This window comes from Ameyamaea chiangmaiensis, from assembly GCF_013376175.1.
In the GTDB taxonomy this organism is placed as follows: domain Bacteria; phylum Pseudomonadota; class Alphaproteobacteria; order Acetobacterales; family Acetobacteraceae; genus Ameyamaea; species Ameyamaea chiangmaiensis.
This window is the reverse complement of sequence record NZ_JABXXR010000053.1, coordinates 1-17,457: the sequence shown is the minus strand read 5'-3', so window position 1 is coordinate 17,457 and position 17,457 is coordinate 1. Positions and strand designations below refer to the sequence as shown.

General features: G+C 64.7%; 13 protein-coding genes. 5 read left to right on the top strand and 8 right to left on the bottom strand.

All coding sequences use genetic code 11. The annotated features are described in order from the left end of the window. From tssM to tssH, 8 genes are all read right to left on the bottom strand, one after another. Positions 1-1,240, bottom strand: a 1,240-nt coding sequence (gene tssM, locus HUK82_RS08555) for a type VI secretion system membrane subunit TssM (protein WP_176613570.1), incomplete at its 3' end; no start/stop codon positions are given. Beyond that, positions 1,237-2,577 carry a type IVB secretion system protein IcmH/DotU gene (gene icmH / locus HUK82_RS08550; protein ID WP_176613569.1) on the bottom strand — a complete coding sequence of 447 codons (1,341 nt, stop codon included), beginning with the start codon at positions 2,575-2,577 and terminating at the stop codon, positions 1,237-1,239. The genes icmH and tssM, both read right to left, overlap by 4 nt. Continuing rightward, on the bottom strand, positions 2,574-3,899 hold the full coding sequence (tssK, locus tag HUK82_RS08545) for a type VI secretion system baseplate subunit TssK (protein WP_176613568.1): 1,326 nt from the start codon (positions 3,897-3,899) through the stop codon (positions 2,574-2,576). The genes icmH and tssK overlap by 4 nt, the downstream gene beginning before the upstream one ends. Beyond that, positions 3,896-5,392, bottom strand: a complete 1,497-nt coding sequence (gene tagH / locus HUK82_RS08540) for a type VI secretion system-associated FHA domain protein TagH (protein WP_176613567.1) — start codon at positions 5,390-5,392, stop codon at positions 3,896-3,898. Before tagH ends, tssK begins: the two co-directional genes overlap by 4 nt. Positions 5,393-5,537: 145 nt before the next feature. Further along, entirely contained in the window at positions 5,538-7,340 is a 1,803-nt protein-coding gene (locus HUK82_RS08535) for a type VI secretion system Vgr family protein (RefSeq protein WP_176613566.1), read from the bottom strand. Between the two features lie 109 nt (positions 7,341-7,449). Then, positions 7,450-7,929 (bottom strand): Hcp family type VI secretion system effector, encoded by a 480-nt coding sequence (locus HUK82_RS08530; protein ID WP_176613565.1) that lies wholly within the window; start codon positions 7,927-7,929, stop codon positions 7,450-7,452. 153 nt (positions 7,930-8,082) lie between these two features. Further along, the gene (locus HUK82_RS08525; RefSeq protein ID WP_176613564.1) at positions 8,083-9,177 is read right to left on the bottom strand and encodes a hypothetical protein; all 1,095 of its coding nucleotides are present in this window, start codon (positions 9,175-9,177) and stop codon (positions 8,083-8,085) included. A 70-nt stretch (positions 9,178-9,247) separates the two neighbouring features. Next, positions 9,248-11,875, bottom strand: a complete 2,628-nt coding sequence (tssH, locus tag HUK82_RS08520) for a type VI secretion system ATPase TssH (RefSeq protein ID WP_218061542.1) — start codon at positions 11,873-11,875, stop codon at positions 9,248-9,250. A gap of 267 nt (positions 11,876-12,142) precedes the next feature. On the opposite strand from tssH, the gene tssA reads away from it, so the two are divergent. The 5 genes from tssA to HUK82_RS08495 all read left to right on the top strand — a co-directional run. Then, a complete protein-coding gene (gene tssA / locus HUK82_RS08515) occupies positions 12,143-13,309 on the top strand; it encodes a type VI secretion system protein TssA (RefSeq protein WP_176613563.1) in 1,167 nt (388 codons plus the stop codon). Positions 13,310-13,376: 67 nt separating this feature from the next. After that, complete coding sequence (tssB, locus tag HUK82_RS08510; RefSeq protein ID WP_176613562.1) at positions 13,377-13,883, top strand: type VI secretion system contractile sheath small subunit; 507 nt, start codon at positions 13,377-13,379, stop codon at positions 13,881-13,883. A 4-nt stretch (positions 13,884-13,887) separates the two neighbouring features. After that, the gene (gene tssC / locus HUK82_RS08505) at positions 13,888-15,384 is read left to right on the top strand and encodes a type VI secretion system contractile sheath large subunit (RefSeq protein WP_176613561.1); all 1,497 of its coding nucleotides are present in this window, start codon (positions 13,888-13,890) and stop codon (positions 15,382-15,384) included. Positions 15,385-15,472: 88 nt separating this feature from the next. Further along, complete coding sequence (gene tssC, locus HUK82_RS08500; RefSeq protein WP_176613560.1) at positions 15,473-17,095, top strand: type VI secretion system contractile sheath large subunit; 1,623 nt, start codon at positions 15,473-15,475, stop codon at positions 17,093-17,095. Then, a partial coding sequence (locus HUK82_RS08495; RefSeq protein WP_176613559.1) for a tetratricopeptide repeat protein occupies positions 17,096-17,457 on the top strand: 362 nt, incomplete at its 3' end.

The following is a 17,457-nucleotide window of genomic DNA, read 5'->3' as shown; positions in this document are numbered from 1 at the left end:
GTTGCCCCGCGGGCTGGCCGGCGCGTTTCTGGTCGATGCCGAAAGACCGCGCCAGCGCACCCGCCAGACGGTCGAGCGGCGCGCCGACCTGGGTGGCCGACGTCAGGTAGACTCCGCGCAGGAACGGGGGGCGGTCGATGCGGCTGCCCTTGAAAGCGCCCTCCAGAAAAGCGCCGATCGGCTCGGCCAGGCTTGCGACCTGAAGGGGGAAGCCACTCATCAGCGCGCGGCGCTCGGGCGCGCGCTCGGCCTGAAGGCGATCGATCAGGCGCCGGTCGAGCCGTTCGACCAGCGCGGTAAAACCGTTCTGGAACAGCGACACGTCGCCCTCGACCGGAAACGTCGTGCCCAGCACCTGCGCGCGCCCGGCGCTGTCCAGATCGTCGAAAAAGACCTGAAAACCGGCCAGCCGGTCGATCTTGTTGAAGACCAGATAGACCGGGATGCGGACACCCAGTTTTTCCGTCAGTTCGTTGATCCGCATGCGCACCTGACGCGCATGGGGCGCCCGCGTCTCGGGCGAGGCACTCGCGATGTCGAGGATCGACATCATCACGATCACGCCGTTGATCGGCTGCCGGGGGCGCGCCTGCCGCAGGGCGTCGAGAAAGCCGAGCCACCCCGCCCGGTCCACGCTGCGATCGGAATCCTGCGTGGTATAGCGACCCGCGGTGTCGATCAGCACCGCCTCTTCGGCGAACCACCAGTCGCACAGCCGCGTGCCGCCTACGCCGCGAAACGATTCCTCGCCGTCACTGTCGACGGAAAAATGCAGCCCGGAATGATGCAGTGCGGTGGTCTTCCCCGAACCGGGCGGTCCGATCATGACGTACCACGGCAGGTCGTATAACCGGCGGACACCGCGCTTGCGCAACGTTGCGATCGCGGTCGACAGGCGGCGGCGGAGTTCGCGCACCTCCTCGCTGCCGGCGCGGCCGTCGCGGCGGCCGCGCACCGGGCCGACCGTCAGGGCCTCGTCCTGACCGCCGGTCGTCAGGGCGTCGCCGATCGCACTTTCCTGACGGTTGCGCGCGTGCTGCACGACTGCGCTGACCGCGAACACAGCCACCCACAACAGCCCGAACACGATAGCCCGACGCCACAACGGCATAAAAAACGGCAACAGCGGCAGGTAGAACCACAGCAGCGCCGTCAGCGTGACCGCGACCCCGATCGCGCGCGCCCAACGGTTGCTCACCGTGCGCTGCGCCAGCGAGATCAGCGGAGAAAACATGCTCATTGGGCGGCGGTCTCCTGAACCACGATCTCCACACGCCGGTTCGCACTCCGCCCGGCCTCCGTCGCGTTGTCACCGACGGGGGACTGCGCACCCTGACCCGACGCCGTTACCTGTCCGTCGCCGACATACGGCATGATCACGGCCGCCGCCGCCTGCGCGCGCGCCAGAGAAAGCGCATAGTTCGACGGATAGGCCACCGTGCGGATGGGCTGGGAATCGGTGTAGCCAATCACGTTGGTACGCCGGTCGTTACGACCGATGGCGTCCCCCACGCGCCGCAAGACCCCGACGAACTGCGGCAGCACGGTGGCCGCCCCGGTGTCGAACATCCCGCGGGCCTGAAGACGGATGATCGGAACCAACTCGGTCCCCGCCACCGTCAGGTTGCCGGCATGAATGTCGGCTTCCAGAGCGGCCTCGAGACGGGCCCTAAGCATGTCGCGGTGGGGGACGGCCGGCGCGGCCGTGACCAGCGCGGGCCGACCGATCGCCGGCATGGCATGGGGCGGCAGGTCGAACGCGCCCGCCAGAAGGGAGTCCGAGGCCGCGCCGATAGCAAACAGCACCAGCGCGTAGGCAACGCCGAGAATGCCCGCGCCCAGCAGCGCCGCCAGCCATATCGGCATCTCGAACCGCAGCGCCCGAAACGGTTCGGCCACCCCCGCCCAGGAGGGCGACAGATCAGCAGGTGCGGGGCCGCGCACGCGCACGATGGCGGCATAGGTTTCTTCGCGCTCGCGTTCCAGTTCGGCCGGTCCACGCGGCATCAGCCGGTACTGGCCCTGCATGCCCAGTGACATGCACATATACATCAGCTCCAGAACATCGACGTATGTCGTGGGACTTTCCCGCAACTTGCCCAGAATCACGAAGAAGCGTTCGCCCCCCTTCACGTCGCGGTGGTATTCCGATGTCAGGGAGAGATCGGCCCACGGCCCGTGCGATCCCCACGGCGTGCCCTGCACTACATCGTCTAGGCTGGCGCAGATGGCGTAATGCGCCAGCCGGATCACCTCCGACGGCAGTCCGGCTTCCCGCAACGCCGCGCCGTACCGCTCGACCTCCCGCCCAGTACGATCCCGCAGCGCGCCTGCGTCCGGCACGCTGACGGCGTTGCGCAGGCGCGCCATCAGCGTCAGCAGCGACCCCGCCAGAGTGACGGCGACGTTCCCTCCACTGTGTGGCAGGGCCGCGAAATCCAGGTCGTCCTCCTCCGACGCCTCGACCTGCATCAGCTGCTGACGCCCGGCGAGGGCCGACAGCGTCGCCTCGCGGCTCATGATGACCGTGCGGTCGTCGTCGTCGGGTTCGGCGAAGGGATTGCCCTGGATCGTCATGCGCGGATTGCCCACAGTTCCAGCATCAGGTTGGGAAAATCATGCGAGACATGAATGGCGAAGCCCGCCGACTGCTTGAGGGCTTCCCACTGGCTGGAGTGACGCTCCAGCTCGAAATACAGGGCATTGGGGATAAACGGCATCTGCCGGGGTGCCACAGGCAAAAGTCGCAGCTCCACTCCCGGTAGCGCCACGTTGACCAGATCGCGAATATTTTCGACCGCGCCGATCTTGACCGTGGTCGGGAACACACGACGCAGCGTTTCGAGCGGCACGTCCGCGCGCACCGCCAGGACCAGCGTACCGCTGGTGACGACACTGCGGTCGGTGATGGTGCCCACGCGTACCCCGTGGCGGTGTTCCTTCAGCGGGATCTGCACCGCTGTCTGTTCAAGCACGCTGGCCAGCGCGCGGCGGATCGAGGCCGCGACGGGCGTGATGCTGCGCCGCAGATCGTCATGGCGATACGGCGCAAATGGCTCCGGCCTGCGGGACGGGTCGGTGAATGTCGCCAGTTCGCCCGCCATGACCAACAGGATACGAAACAGCTCTTCCGGGTGGAGGCGCGCGCCATCGGCCAGATGCGAGACCAGCGTCTGCCAGCCATTGAGCGACTGCAGAAGCATGAAATCGGCGATCTCGGTCGTGCTGCGCGCGCCGATCGCGCTGAGACGCCCGGCGATCGCCTCGCCGCGCTGATGCAGAATCCCCGCGAATTCAACCAGAAGATTGGCAAGTGCCGGGGACGCCGCGCAAGCAAGCACCGGCGGAATCCACGTACTGTCCAGAACGACGCGCCGGTCCGCCGTCACCTCGACGATGCGCGCCACCGACAGGCAGTGATATCCTGCCAAATCGTCGGTTCCCAGAATCAGGCGCGGCGCCAGTTGCCCGACGCGGATCGTCGCCAGTTCGGGCGAGCCGGTATGGGTGTCGTAGACGTCCGCCTCCGTGCCGACAAAGCGTGTCGCCCGGCTGTCGGCATCAAACTCCGCCCGACCGGGCTCCGCGACCGGAATGGCGAGATAGACCAGAACATCACGCGCGCCGTCGGGCACGGTCAGCGGCGGCGGCAGCGAGGCCTCGTCCGGGGCGCAGAACCGGGTGCCATCCTCGAAGAAGCCGCTGGCGACCGACAGACCGATCCGTCCGGAGGCCAGAAGATCGCGCGCGATCTCCAGCTCCGCAAAACCCCAGCCATACGAGCGCAGCAGCGACAGGCCGCGCGCCAGATCATGGGCGGTCCAGCGATCCTGCTGCTGGAAATGCTGCGCCCGCAGGAACATCCCCTCCTGCCAGACGACACGACTGGTCCAGCTCATCGCTCGTCCTCCCGCCCGTCGGATTGGACGCCTCGACGCTGCGCGTGCGCGGCGCGGGATTCGGCGGCCTCGATCTCTTCCCGCGCCGCTTCGTAGGCGTGACCGAACGCCCGGCCGAACGTCCCGTCCAACGTCTCGGTCAGTGAAGCGGCAAGGTCTTCGTGCTGGCGGACATAGGTCGTCCACGCCTTGGCGCGTCGCAGCAGGGGCAAGGGTTGATCCGCCGGGAAGGAAAGCTGTTCCAGAACGGCCGAGGGCCCGCTGACGGCAAGAAATTCGCGTATCGCGGGCTCGATCGCCCGGGTCACGGCCATCTCGTGGACGCGGATATCGCGCAGCGCATCGGCAACGGCCTCCGAGCCGGAGATCCCCGTGCGACGCCCGACCCCCAGCATGGCCGACAGCGCGTCGTCGTCATCGACCGCGAATTTGAGGGGATTGTTGCCGAACGGACGGATCATCGTCTGTTCGATGCGGAATTCGCTCTTGACCTTCGCACGCGCGATCATCGCACGCCTCAGTCCGACGACAAGCGCACGGAACGTCCGCCCCAGTTCTTCGAAAAAGGCCTCGGAGCGCTCACTAGGGGTCCCTTCGATCCCCGCCCCGCGCATGAGCGCCGCCAGCGCGGCCGTGTCCCGGCTCTCGCGCTCGTCGCGCGTGCCCTGACCGAGCGATGGGGTTTCAGCCGGGCGTGGCAGCGGAACTTCGCGCGCCTCGTCCCGGGGAACGGCGAACGGATTGACCGGCGTCTCCGCGAGCGCTTCCACGTCCGACGCGCTGGCCACCTCGGTGGCCCTGGGGCCGGCGAGCGTCCCCGGACTGTCCCAGTCTTCGGGAAGGAGCACCGAGACCGGACGCGGCGGCCGGAATGAATCGTGCAGGCCCGAAGGCGCCTCCCCACCACGCACAGTCCCCGCCGGGTCAGTCGGTGCCGTGGCGCCGGGCAGATCGAACGCACCGTCGCTGTCGCTCAGCGCGAAGCTGAACGGATGAATGATGGACAGTGTCTCGACCGTCGTGCGGCCGTAGCGGTGATGGTCGCCCATGTCGAACACCGGACCATCGCCGGGGCTTAGCCCTCGCCGCCCGAACTCTCCCGACAGGGGCGGTAACGCACGCTCGTCCGTCGCGGGGCGTTCCGCACGGGGCACGCTCTGCGTCGCGTCGTCCGCATCGGCCGCGTCCAGAGCGATGTCGATCAGATAGCTGCCGCAACCGATGGTATCGCCGTCGTGCAGTTCCTGCGGCACTCCGGGCGGCAGCGTCTCGCCGCGAACGGTCGTGCCGTTGCTGCTGAAATCGGTGATCAGCCACTGGCCGCCGCGCAGGCTTATTTCACAATGACGCTTGGAGAGGAGACGTTGCGGGTCGGGAAGCACCCAGTCGCAATGCGCGCCGCGCCCCAGCGACGCCTGTTCGCCGCGAACGCGAAACGCCGACAATGCGACGCCGGGCGGCACGCAGCGCGGCACTAGCGTAAGATCGGCCATACCCTGTTTCTCCCTTCCGTGCGTGGTCGGCCGGCCGCTTGCGGATCGCCCTCCATCACATCGTCTTCCGTCACGACAACCGCATGGATCATTCCTGTTCAACGCGCGAGGAAAATCATCCGCGGCGCGTCACGATGCGCCCATCTCAGGGTTGTATCTGCACCATGCCTCCCTTGATGACGACGTCCGTCGCGCCCTGTACCGACACCTGAAGTCCTTCGATACGGATGCCTTCGGGCGTCAGCGTGATGGACGATCCGCCGCAGATCAGGCGGACCGACTGGGCGGCCTTGAGTGTTACGGCTTTCGAATCCGCCTCCACATGGATGTCACCCTGCCGGCTATGGAGTGTCTCGTCGCGTTCGATCACCGTTGCCCGGTCGCGACCAACGTCCACGCCATGATCGCGCTCGACTTCCAGCAGGGAATCGCGCTGGGCGTGCATGAAGAACATTTCCTGCCCCAACGCGTCGTCGAACGACAACTCGTTATAATCGGCCGTGCCGCCGCGCATGGTCGAACGACTGCGAAATCCCATTTTCGTTTTTTCGGCCGGAAGGTCGAACACGGGCCGCGCCTGCTCATGATAAAAGCAGCCGAGCACGACAGGGTTATCGCAATCGCCGCTCATGAACGAAATACCGACCTCCGTGCCGACGCGGGGCAGATGCTGCCACCCCCACTTGTTCCCGGCCCACGGGTGCAGGACGCGCGCCCAGATCGCCATACTGGCCGACGTGTCCTGCCGATGATCGAACAGAAGCCGCACCTTGATCCGACCCAGCGGATCGACATGAATTTCCTCGCCACCCTCACCGAGTACGATCGCCGAGTAAATGCCCGGCATCGCCGGACGCCGAAGCGTCGCAGCCTCCCGCCAGGGAAGCGTATTGCCAAACGCAGTGAAAGCAACCTCATATTGCGAGGGCGCCGTCCCGCCGAGCCAACTCTCGTCGCGCGCCATATGCCGGGCGGAGTGCACGACGAAGTCGCTGCCGCCCGAGGCCGGGTTGCGCTCGACCTGGAACCGGAATCCGGGGCAAAAATGCGGATCGTGACAGATACCGCTTGCCAGTCCCGCCTGCGCGGCCGAGGCCTCCAGCGCATACCGTGCCCGGTCCCGGGCCACGTCGTTTTCCGTCGTCATCGCGGGCCAGAGGAAACTGGTCCGCTTGCCGCCGCCCGGTCCCGGGTCATCGGCTGTCGCCTGACCCGTCACCGGCGCCGACGGCCGTGTCGGGTCATAATCCTGATGACGCGCCGCGCCGGTCGAGACCATCTTGGCGGTCTGCCACACATTGATGATATCGACATTGTCGCCCTGCGCCATGATCCGGTGCATCGGGTCCGCCATGACGCGGAAGCCTTGATTGGCGTTCGCCACCACCAGCGTGTGCTGGCTCCTGTCGTGGACGAAATAATAAAAGAGACCACTTTCCTGCATAAGACGATGACAGAACACGAGGTCGCTCTCGTTGAACTGGGTCGTGTACTCACGCTGCGCGGGCGAACCCGTGACGCGGAACTCAACAGGATGGATGCCGTGCTCCGAGAAAATCTGCCGCAGGATTTCGACCGCGGTCTTTTTCTGGAAGATGCGACAGTCGACCGTCTGCGACAGAAACCACAACGACGCCACCACATCCAGCCGGTACGTCCATCGCCCCCGATGCTCGACCCCACCCGACGATACATGCCGCACCAGCCCGTTGAAGTAACGATCGGTTCCGTCCTTGCGACGAACCGTTACCGTGACCGACTGATTCAGCAATGCGTTCGGAGCGATCTGCCCCTCTGTCGAGACGACGTCCACCGACATCTGGAACGGCGTGCTGATCTGCTCGTCCGCCCTAAGGCCCACGGCATGCAGCGTGCCGGGCTGATAGGGCTTCGTGTCATCCCCAAGCGGCGATGTGAGAAGCAGGAGGTTCTGGAGTTCGCCTCCCATACGCTCAACCCTTTTCTATCAGCCCGATCGCCATTCCCGTCCCCGGCGACCATTGTCTCCGCGCCGCAACGGCGGAAACCCCGTTTGCAGCGCACAGTGTATCACCCGATCAGGAGGTCTTGGCTTCCGTCAGGTCGTAGATGATCCGGTTGGGTCCGGTCTTGGTACCAGTCGCATCCTGGCCGTAGTCTTCGATCGTAATCTCGGTGAAATTAAGCGTCAGGGTTTCAACCGGACGGTCTTTTCCATGCGCCGAGTTGACAAGGCTCGAAGTAATGGCGTCCGTCAGGATGACCGAACGAAACAATGTCTCGCCACCATCGTCAACGCGGGTAAAATCGACCTGCGCTTTCTTAGCCTGACCGACGAATGCGTAACTTGCAAGCGTGTGGCTGGAATCATCGATGTATTTCGTCAGGGTCAGTTCGCTGACATATGCCGACGTGGATTCGCGGTTCTTGCCGATACCCACCGCCGTGCGGATCGTGCGCGACATGCTCCACTGCGCGTCGAGCAGTTCGATCCAGTTCTTGTGATTGGTTTCCGTGACGTCGCCCTGGGCATCGCCGTATTTGAGGTAAATACCCATTTTCCGTTTACACCCTTTGCCAGCCGATATGATCGGGAGCGACCCGGATGGCGCCCCTTCACCCCGAAGGTTAGGCGTTCAACATCGCATCGTCTTTGGCTTTTGGGTTACGTCTGTAAAATTCGCAACGCTTCCGGCCGTCCTGCACGCCCGTCATCTCTGCTTCTTGTGCGGGGCGCCGGAGTCCGTCCCGACGCCGCCCGTCATGGACTGCGCGTCTCTCTTCTTCCCGCCACCAGCCTTTTTCCGGGCACACAGGATCAGACCAAAATGATCGCTGATCGTGGCGCCGGAGATATCGGACGGTATGAAGTGTGCCGACACCATCTCTGTCGTTTCCGGGTTATAGACGATCTGGTCGAACGGCTTCGTGCGCGTCGAATTGGTTTTTCCACCCGGGAAGCCGTCCGGGCGCGCAACCGTTGTCATCTGGGACGGCAGGATATTGCGGTAGTCGGGTCCCAGCAACTGGGCGATCATACCGTTTCGATTGGTATCACCCAGAAGGATATCCACCGAACCCGTCGCAAGGACTCCGGCATAAAAGTCCCGGGCACCCGGCGTGTTCGCTACGCTGTTGGGCGTGTGCACGAACGCGACCCTGAGCCCGTTTATGCCCACGACCACGAAGCTCTGGCCACTCGCAACGACAGTCGCCCGGCTGCTGAAGTTTAGTGCGGAGCCCGAGTCGAAACCGTCGACGACGCTGAACGCATTGGACGTTTTCCGGTTCGGACTCAGGATCGACTGTGCCTCATAGTGCGCCGGATCCGCCCGGTTACCGTTGAGGCGCGCCGTATAGGAGGGATCGTCAAGAACGGCTTCGCCCAGCACCGTCAGGTCCGCGTCCCGGCCGAACTTCTGGCGCGACGCCGAACGAAACATCCCCGTGCGCCTCTGCAGCTCGGCGTCGTCGGAGGCTCGCGCACTTCGGTCCGCAGTGCCCCGCAGAACGCCGAGATGCTGGACAACACGCCCGGCATGCTCGTCCCATTGCGTCGTCGCCAAAGGAGCCTGGGGTTTCTGCGGGTACCGCGCACGCTCGGCCGGCGCGCAAAAGGTTTCGGCATCAGGATAGCCATAGCGTCGCACCGAATCGCGTTTCATATCGATGTAATCGCGGTCATTATGGGTGTGCTGCGTGTTGCTGTGGCTGCGCGGACTCAGGTTTTGCGAGCGGACGGACGGGTTGATCCCCGCCCCCGTCGCTTCGAGGGAATGGTAGACAATGATGGTGCTCTTGTTCATCGCTGGGGTCCCTCGTCATAAGAATACCGGTCGGGCGTCACACACGCCGCAACGAAGACCGGCCAACACCTCAGGAAAGACCGACAAGATCGAAACCGGCAATCCGGTGTGTGACGCGGAGACCCTCCGCGCGTGCAGCATCGTCACCACCCGACACCGCGAGAAACTTTCCGGCCAGCATGGGTAGAATTTCGGTTGCGATGGTCCGTTCAATGATACGCGCGCCCGACGCGCTGGACGCCGAGCGCGCGTGCAGCGCGGCCAGCGCAGCCTCATCGAAGGCGATCGACGCGCCATACGTCTCGGCAACGCGTTTGACGACTTTCGCGACCTGAAGCGAGACGATGAGCCGTCGCGTGTCGTCGGCAAGCGGCAGATAAGGCACCATCGTCACACGCCCAAGGAACGCGGCCTTGAAGTGCTTGAGCATCTCGCCCTCAAGCGCATCGGCCAGACCATCCGCATCGGGTGCGGTGTCCGCGTCCGCGAAGAGCGCGTCGATCAGTGGTGTCCCCGCATTGGTCGTCATGATGATGACCGTATTACGAAAATCGATGTCCTGGCCTTCGCCATCCTTCATCGATCCCTTGTCGAAGACCTGAAAGAAGACATCCTGCACGCCCGGATGGGCTTTCTCGAACTCATCGAGCAGCAGTACCGAATGGGGCTTGCGACGCACGGCCTCGGTCAGGATGCCGCCCTGTCCATAACCGACATAGCCCGGCGGGCTGCCCATCAACAGACTGACCTTATGCTCCTCCTTGAATTCTGTCATGTTGATCGTCGTCAGCGACTGCGCGCCACCGTACAGCAGATCGGCCAGAGCCGTCGCGGTCTCGGTCTTGCCGACGCCCGACGTGCCCACCATCAGGAACACCCCGACCGGCTTGCGCGGATCGGTCAGGCCCGCGCGCGACACGCGGATCGCCTCGGACACAGCCCTGAGGGCGTGATCCTGACCGACCACCCGTGACCGCAGATCATCTTCCAGCGATAAAAGCCGCTGCGCTTCGCCATGTCGCATTCGGCGCGCGGGAACGCCGGTCCAGTTCTCCACGATCTCGGCAATCGCCTGCTCATCCACCACGGGGTGAACCAGCGGCGTGTCTCCCTGCAGCGCCTGAAGCTCCGCCGACAGGCTCGCCGCACGTTGGCGGACATCATAGGCGACCTCAGCCCCGCATTCCACGTCGGCCCGCACTTCCGCGAGCGCGCGGACAAGGTTCATCTCCGCCGCCAGCCGCGCCTCGTCCTCCGCAAGCGCCACGGCCAGCGCCTCCGTCTCGGCATTCAGCGCCGCCAGCCGGGCCTCATGGGTCGCGCCCATCCGCGCCTCGCGCTCCAGGAAAGACACTTCACTCGCGATGGCGGCACGACGACGTCGACGATTTTCGATGACCGCGGGCACAGCCCCCTGGCTCATCGCCACGCGGGCGCACGCCGTGTCCAGCAGCGATACGGCCTTGTCCGGCAACTGCCGATCGGGGATGTAACGACACGACAGACGAACCGCCGCCGTCACAGCCTCATCAAGGATGCGGACGCCGTGATGCTGCTCCAGCATGCCGACCAGCCCGCGCAGCATGTCGGAGGCCACCGCATCGGTCGGCTCCTCGACCTTGATGGTCTGGAAACGCCGTGTCAGGGCAGCGTCCTTTTCAACATAACGTTTGTATTCCGCCCATGTCGTCGCCGCGATCACACGCAGCTCACCACGCGCCAGAGCGGGCTTCAGAAGGTTGGCGGCGTCCCCCTGCCCTTCCTGCCCGCCTGCCCCGATAAGCGTATGTGCCTCGTCGATAAACAGAATGATGGGCGTCGGTGACGCACCCACCGCATCGATCACCGAACGCAGGCGATTCTCAAACTCGCCCTTGACGCCGGCACCTGCCTGAAGAAGCCCGAGGTCAAGCACGCGGATGACGGTTTCGAGCAACGCCTCGGGCACGTCGCCGGAGGCGATCCGCAGAGCGAGGCCTTCGACGACCGCCGTCTTGCCCACGCCTGCTTCGCCGGTCAGAATCGGATTGTTCTGTCGCCGGCGGGTCAGGATATCGATCATCTGGCGAATTTCCCGATCCCGCCCGAGGATGGGGTCGATCCTGCCCTCCCGCGCCAGCGCGACCAGATCGATCGTGAAACGATCAAGTGTGGCCAAAACGGTGTTCGCAGCCAGCGGTCGGATACCCGCGGGAACCGCACGCGCGGCCACCACGGCTTCCGCACTGCCTTCCGTCAGGCGCGCGAAATCCCTGATCAAGAGGTCGCCCGACAACACGCGCAACGCGGGCGCCGTCGCACGCAGGCGGGGGGCGAGCACTTCATCCCCGAGGAGCGCACACAGTATATGCCCCGTTCGCAGCACGCCGTCCTGCAAATCGATCGACGCGATCAGCCACGCATTCTTCAGTGTCGCGACGAGTTCCAGGGAAAGAGCCGGGCTGCGGCCGTTTCCGGTTGAAAATCTGTCGAGTGCCGCGTTCAGACCGGCGACGAGCTCCGCCCGGCCGAGGTCCGCCGCAGCGACAATGCGGCTGATATCGGACGTCTCGACATCGAGAACCTGCAACAGCCAGTGCTCGATCTCGACCGTATAGTGCGTACGGGACAGGGCCGCCCCAGCCGCTGCCTCCAGAGCCCGACGCCCGATATCATCGAGACGCCCGATCAGCTTCTGAAGGTCGATTACCGCCACCATGCCACCCCCTGCCCCGTACCCGTGCCTCCGCGCGTTGCATGACATGCCCGATCGGTCTGAACGGGCTTGCTGACACATTGCACGATACGACGCCGATCTTCGGCAGGTTCCGAAAAGGCGTCCATCGCATTGACGTTTCAATTGTAGCTTTTTTGGGGGCCGCTTTGTCTTGTGAGCGTGAGTGGCACTGCGCATAGTTCACTCGGGTGACATGCACTGCATTCCGGCTCGGTCGTGCGTGCAGCCCGTCATTCTGGACGAAACCCTTTGAAGAAGGCAGTCTCGATCGCGATGTCGTCGTCCACCGAAAGCGCATTTCTGGACAGTATCGTCGAGCCGATCGACGCCTCCGCCCCGTGCGGTGCCGACCTGCGCGCCGATAACGGCATCGGCTCGGTCTATTCCGCAATTCGCGACGCGCGTTCCGCCGCCCGCACCCACGAACGCGCGGCCGATGACGATCCCGAGCTTACGATCGGCACACCGACAGAATGGCGAACTGTTGAAACCCTGTCCCGGGACGCGCTTATTTCACACACGCGCGATCTCGAACTCGCCAGCTGGCTTACCGAAGCGCTTACGCGGCGCGACGGCCTGAACGGCCTTGCGCTGGGCGCGCGCGCCATAACCGCTCTTGTCCGGACCTTCTGGGATCAGGGACTTTACCCGCCCCTCGAGGCCGACGATCCGGACGCGCGAACCTTCGCGGTTTCGGGATTGAGCGGCCAGGATCGCGACGGTTCGCTGATACAGCCCATCCGCAAGACGGTCCTCTTCGAGATGGGGGACGGTCGGCCGATCGCGTTCTGGGAGTTCGAACGCGCCGCCGCGCGGACGGCGTCCCTCGCACAGGGCAAGCAGGTGCCCCGCGTGCATGACGATCTGCCGCCGCTCGACGACATGGAAGCGGTCGCCCGTGGTCCGGGTCAGCCGACACTGTCATCGATTTTCCGTGCCGCGCGCGACGCATGCACGGCGTGGCAGGCCATGGAGGCCTGCTTTGCACAGGCCTGCCGGGAGAGCGTGCCGCCACTCGAGACACCGTCCACGTCGCGTGTCGCGCAGCTTCTTGACGGTATCCGCATCGCGGCTCAGCGCTACCTGCCTGACGTCGTGGAGGTCGAAGCGGATATGGACGCCGTGCCGGAAGAGCAGCCCGACGATCATGGCATGCTCGCGGAAAGCGACGATCGACGCGTCGGCTTTCGTCTGTCGTCGGCACAGCCGGCACGCGGCGAACTTCTGGACGCCGTGATGGACATTGCAACGCGTTTTCGCGTCCTGGAGCCGCATTCACCGTTCAGCTACACGCTGGAGAATGCGGTCCGACGCGCCCGGCTTTCCTTGCCGGACCTTCTTGGTGAAGTCGTTGCGGATGAAGCGTCCCGCGCTGAAATCCTGATCAGGCTTGGCATTCAGGCGCCCGAGCCCTGACATGTGACCTGATCGAGTGAAACAACGTCCGAGCCGGCCCTGCTGGTGCACAAGATTGGAGCGAGTTATGAGTGCAAGCATCCACGAGAAACTGGCCAGAGTTCGTCGGCCGCGCGTTCACATCACGTACGAGGTTGAGACCGAAGGTGCGGAGGTCGTGCGCGAGCTTCCGTTCGTCGTCGGCGTGGTCGGTGATTTTTCAGGCGATCCCACGACGCCGTTACGTCCTTTTGCCGAGCGGCGCTTCATCCAGATCGATCGCGACAATTTCGATGAGGTAATGCGTCGCATGGCGCCCGGCCTCAATCTGAAGGTCGCCAACACGCTCAAGGGCGGTGACGAGACGATGGTCGTCGATCTGGCCTTCGGCAGCATCGAGGATTTCGAACCTCAGCGGGTGGTCGACCAGGTGCCCGCGCTCAAGGCTCTGCTCGAGACGCGCAACCGTCTGCGCGATCTCATGAGCAAGGCCGATCGCTCCGAAGAGCTCGAAGCACTTCTGGAGCGTATCCTGAAGAGCAACGACGAACTCTCGGCGCTCAATGCCGAACTCGCATCGCGCAAGGAGGGCTGAGCCCATGTCTGACACAGAACGTTCCGTTCAGGGCGCACCGACGACCGTCACGGAAGAGCACGGTGCCAGCCTGCTGTCTCAGGTTGTCGCCGCCACGCGCCAGACCGAACCCGATCGCGCCGCCGAACTGGTGCGCACGTTGGTGGAGGAAGCGGGCAAGGGTACCGTCTCATTCGATCGCAACCTGACGCGTACGATCGAACGCGCGGTCGAAGCGCTCGACGTCGCGATCTCGACGCAGCTGAACGCGATCATTCATGATCCGAAATTTCTGAAACTCGAAGGAAGCTGGCGCGGACTACACTATCTGGTCATGAACAGCGAGACCAGCAGCAACCTCAAGATCCGGGTCGTGAACGCCAGCAAGCGCGAGCTTCACCGCGATCTGACGCGCGTGGTCGAATTCGACCAGTCCCTTCTGTTCCGCAAGATCTACGAGAACGAGTTCGGCACACCCGGTGGTGAGCCTTACGGTGCCCTGATCGGCGACTATGAATGGACCAACGCGCCTGAAGACATCGAGACCCTGCGTGAGATCAGCCATGTGTCGGCCGCCGCCTTCGCGCCGTTCGTCTCCGCAGCGGGTGCCGGCATGTTCGGCTTCAGCGACTGGACGGAGCTGTCCCGCCCCCGGGATTTGGCCAAGGCGTTCGATACGGTCGAGTTCCTGAAATGGCGCGGCTTTCGCGACAGCGAGGACAGCCGTTTCGTCTCTCTCACGCTGCCGCGCGTTCTCAGCCGCCTGCCGTACGGCGAGGGTGTGAAAGCCGTGGACGAGTTCCGCTACGAAGAGGCGCCGCGCGCGGCCGACGGCAAGCCGCTCGCCCTGCCCCACGATCAGTATTGCTGGATGAACGCGGCCTATGTCATGGGTGCGCGTATGACCGACGCATTCGCGCGCACGGGCTTTTGCACCATGATCCGGGGCAAGGAAGGCGGCGGACGCATCGACGATCTGCCCCAGCATATTTTCCAGTCCGACGATGGCGACATGGACGCCAAATGCCCGACCGAAATCGGCATTACCGACCGTCGCGAAAACGAACTGTCCAATCTCGGCTTCCTGCCGATCTGCCATTACAAAAACGAGGATTACGCCGTTTTCTTCGGCGCGCAGACCACGCAGAAACCGAAAGTATACGATCGCCCCGAGGCCACGGCGAATGCGGCGATCTCCGCGCGTCTGCCCTATATCATGGCCACAAGCCGCTTCGCCCACTATCTGAAAGTCATGGCGCGCGACAAGATCGGCTCCTTCATGGAGGTCGATGACTGCGAGCGCTGGCTCAACGACTGGATCCGGCGCTACGTCAATGGCAATGATCTCGCCGGGCCGGAAAGCAAGGCGCGTTATCCGCTGCGCGAGGCCCGTATCGAAGTCACCGAAATTCCCGGCCGGCCGGGGGCATACAATGCCATCGCGTATATGCGCCCTTGGCTCCAGCTCGAGGAACTGACCACCAGCATGCGGATGGTGGCCCGTATCCCCGAGCGTATCTGACCGGCCGGAACGTCGGGCGACTCCACCTCGCATGTCCGCATCCTCACGCTCCGACGACATGGTCGCCTGCGGGATTGGGGAGGCGCGCATGCCTGATACCGTCACCGCGCCGGACCCGGCGGCGACGGACAACGTGTCGTCGGGTCCGGCTCGCGCCCTGCGTGATGGCCTTTTGACGGGCCATCACACGGCGCCGGGCTGGGACGTCGAACCGTTCGAGGATTTTCTGCGCGAGGATAACGGCGCCCTGGCCGCCTGGTTCGGCGACGGTTTCGCGCGCGCCATCGCCGCCGACCCGTCGCGCCATCACCCGAAGGGGCGCGCGCGTGAACGGCTTCGCGCGCGGCTGGATCGCGACATCGCCACGATCGATGTAATGATCGCCCGTCAGATCGACGCAATTCTCCACCACCCCCGTTTTCTAAGCCTCGAGGGCTCGTGGCGCGGTCTTGCGTGGCTTGTCGCCGATCTCGATCCCGGCGGCGAGATCGCCGTCAAGGTTCTATCCACGGGCTGGTCCGAACTTGCCCGTGACCTGCTGCGTGTTCTCGAATTCGACCAGTCCGCTTTCTTCAGACTGGTCTATGAGGACGAGTTCGGCCACGCCGGCGGCCATCCCTTCGGGCTGATGCTCATCGACCGCGAGGTAGCCCATGTGCCGCCCAGGCGCGGCGCCTTCGACGCTCCCTCCGTCGACGATGTCGACGTCGTGCGGCAGCTTGCGGCCGTGGCGGCGGCGGCGTTCGTCCCGACGGTTCTGGCGGCCTCTCCGCGCCTGTTTGGCGTGGAAACGTTCGATACCCTCAGCCTGGTTCAGGATATTACGGGCGTTCAGGACGACCCCGAACACCGGCGCTGGCATGATCTTGCCGCCAGCGAGGACAGCCGCTTTCTCTGCCTGACGCTTCCCCGTCTGCGCGCGCGCGCCCGCTGGACGCGAGACAACAACCGTCTGCGGCACGAGGAATATGCCACCCGGACAAGCCAGCTCTGCTGGCACTCCGCCGGTTACGCCTTCGCGCGCAACGTGACGCGCGCGCAGCGGGAATTTCGCTGGCCGGCGGACGTGCGCGGCGTCACACCCGCCAGCGCCACCGGCAGTTTCGTCACCGGCACGATCGACGATGCCCTGCGTTTCGGCACGCACACCCGTATTTCACGCGCACCCACGGAACTCGGCTTTACCGACCAACAGTCACAGGCGCTGGTGGAAAGCGGGGTCATGCTTCTCGACACGCTTCCGTTCGGCGGCGTGGCGTTCGCCTCCACCCGCAGCCTGCAGGCACATCCCGCGGCACCGCGTCAGGTGAACGTGGCCGACAGAAACAGGCGTCTTTCGGCCGAGATCGTGTCGCTTCTGTGCGTCAGCCGTTTCGCCCATTATATCAAGATGCTGGGACGCGATATCATCGGACGAGTGGCCACCCCGGCGGAGATCGAACGTGGATTGCAGGAGTGGCTGGGGCAGTACACCAACGCCAGCACGCTCTCATCCGGTGAGAGCCGCGCGCGCTACCCGCTTTTGTCGAGCCGGGTTCAGGTGATCGCCCGTGAGGGACGACCCGGTCAGTTCAGTTGCATCATTCATTTGCAGCCGCATTACCAGCTGGACGATATTTCGACCACATTCCGCCTCGTCACCAATCTTTCCTCCCCCGATCGCGCCGGTTCGCAGGGACATGTCACACCACTTTATTCCGGAGACCGTTGAATGACGTCAGAGTCCGCCGCGAACGTCCCGACCCAGGCCACGCTTTCGGCCGGTGACCATTTCCGCAACGGCGATCTGTCGGCCGCCATCGCGGCGGCCACGGCTGCCGTCAAGGCCGCGCCCGGCGACGCCGCCCCGCGCCTGTTGCTTGCCGAACTGAGCCTGTTCACAGGCGATCTGCAGCGCGCCGAAACCCTGATCACGGCGCTGGCGAAACTGGACGCGGGCACCGAACTCATCGCGGCCGAATTCCGCCAGCTTCTGCGTGCCGCGACCCAGCGTGTGGCCGTGCTGCACGAAGGCGCGGCGCCGGAGTTCGTGGGCGGCCCCACGGCGAGCCAGACGGAAAGCCTGCGCGCACT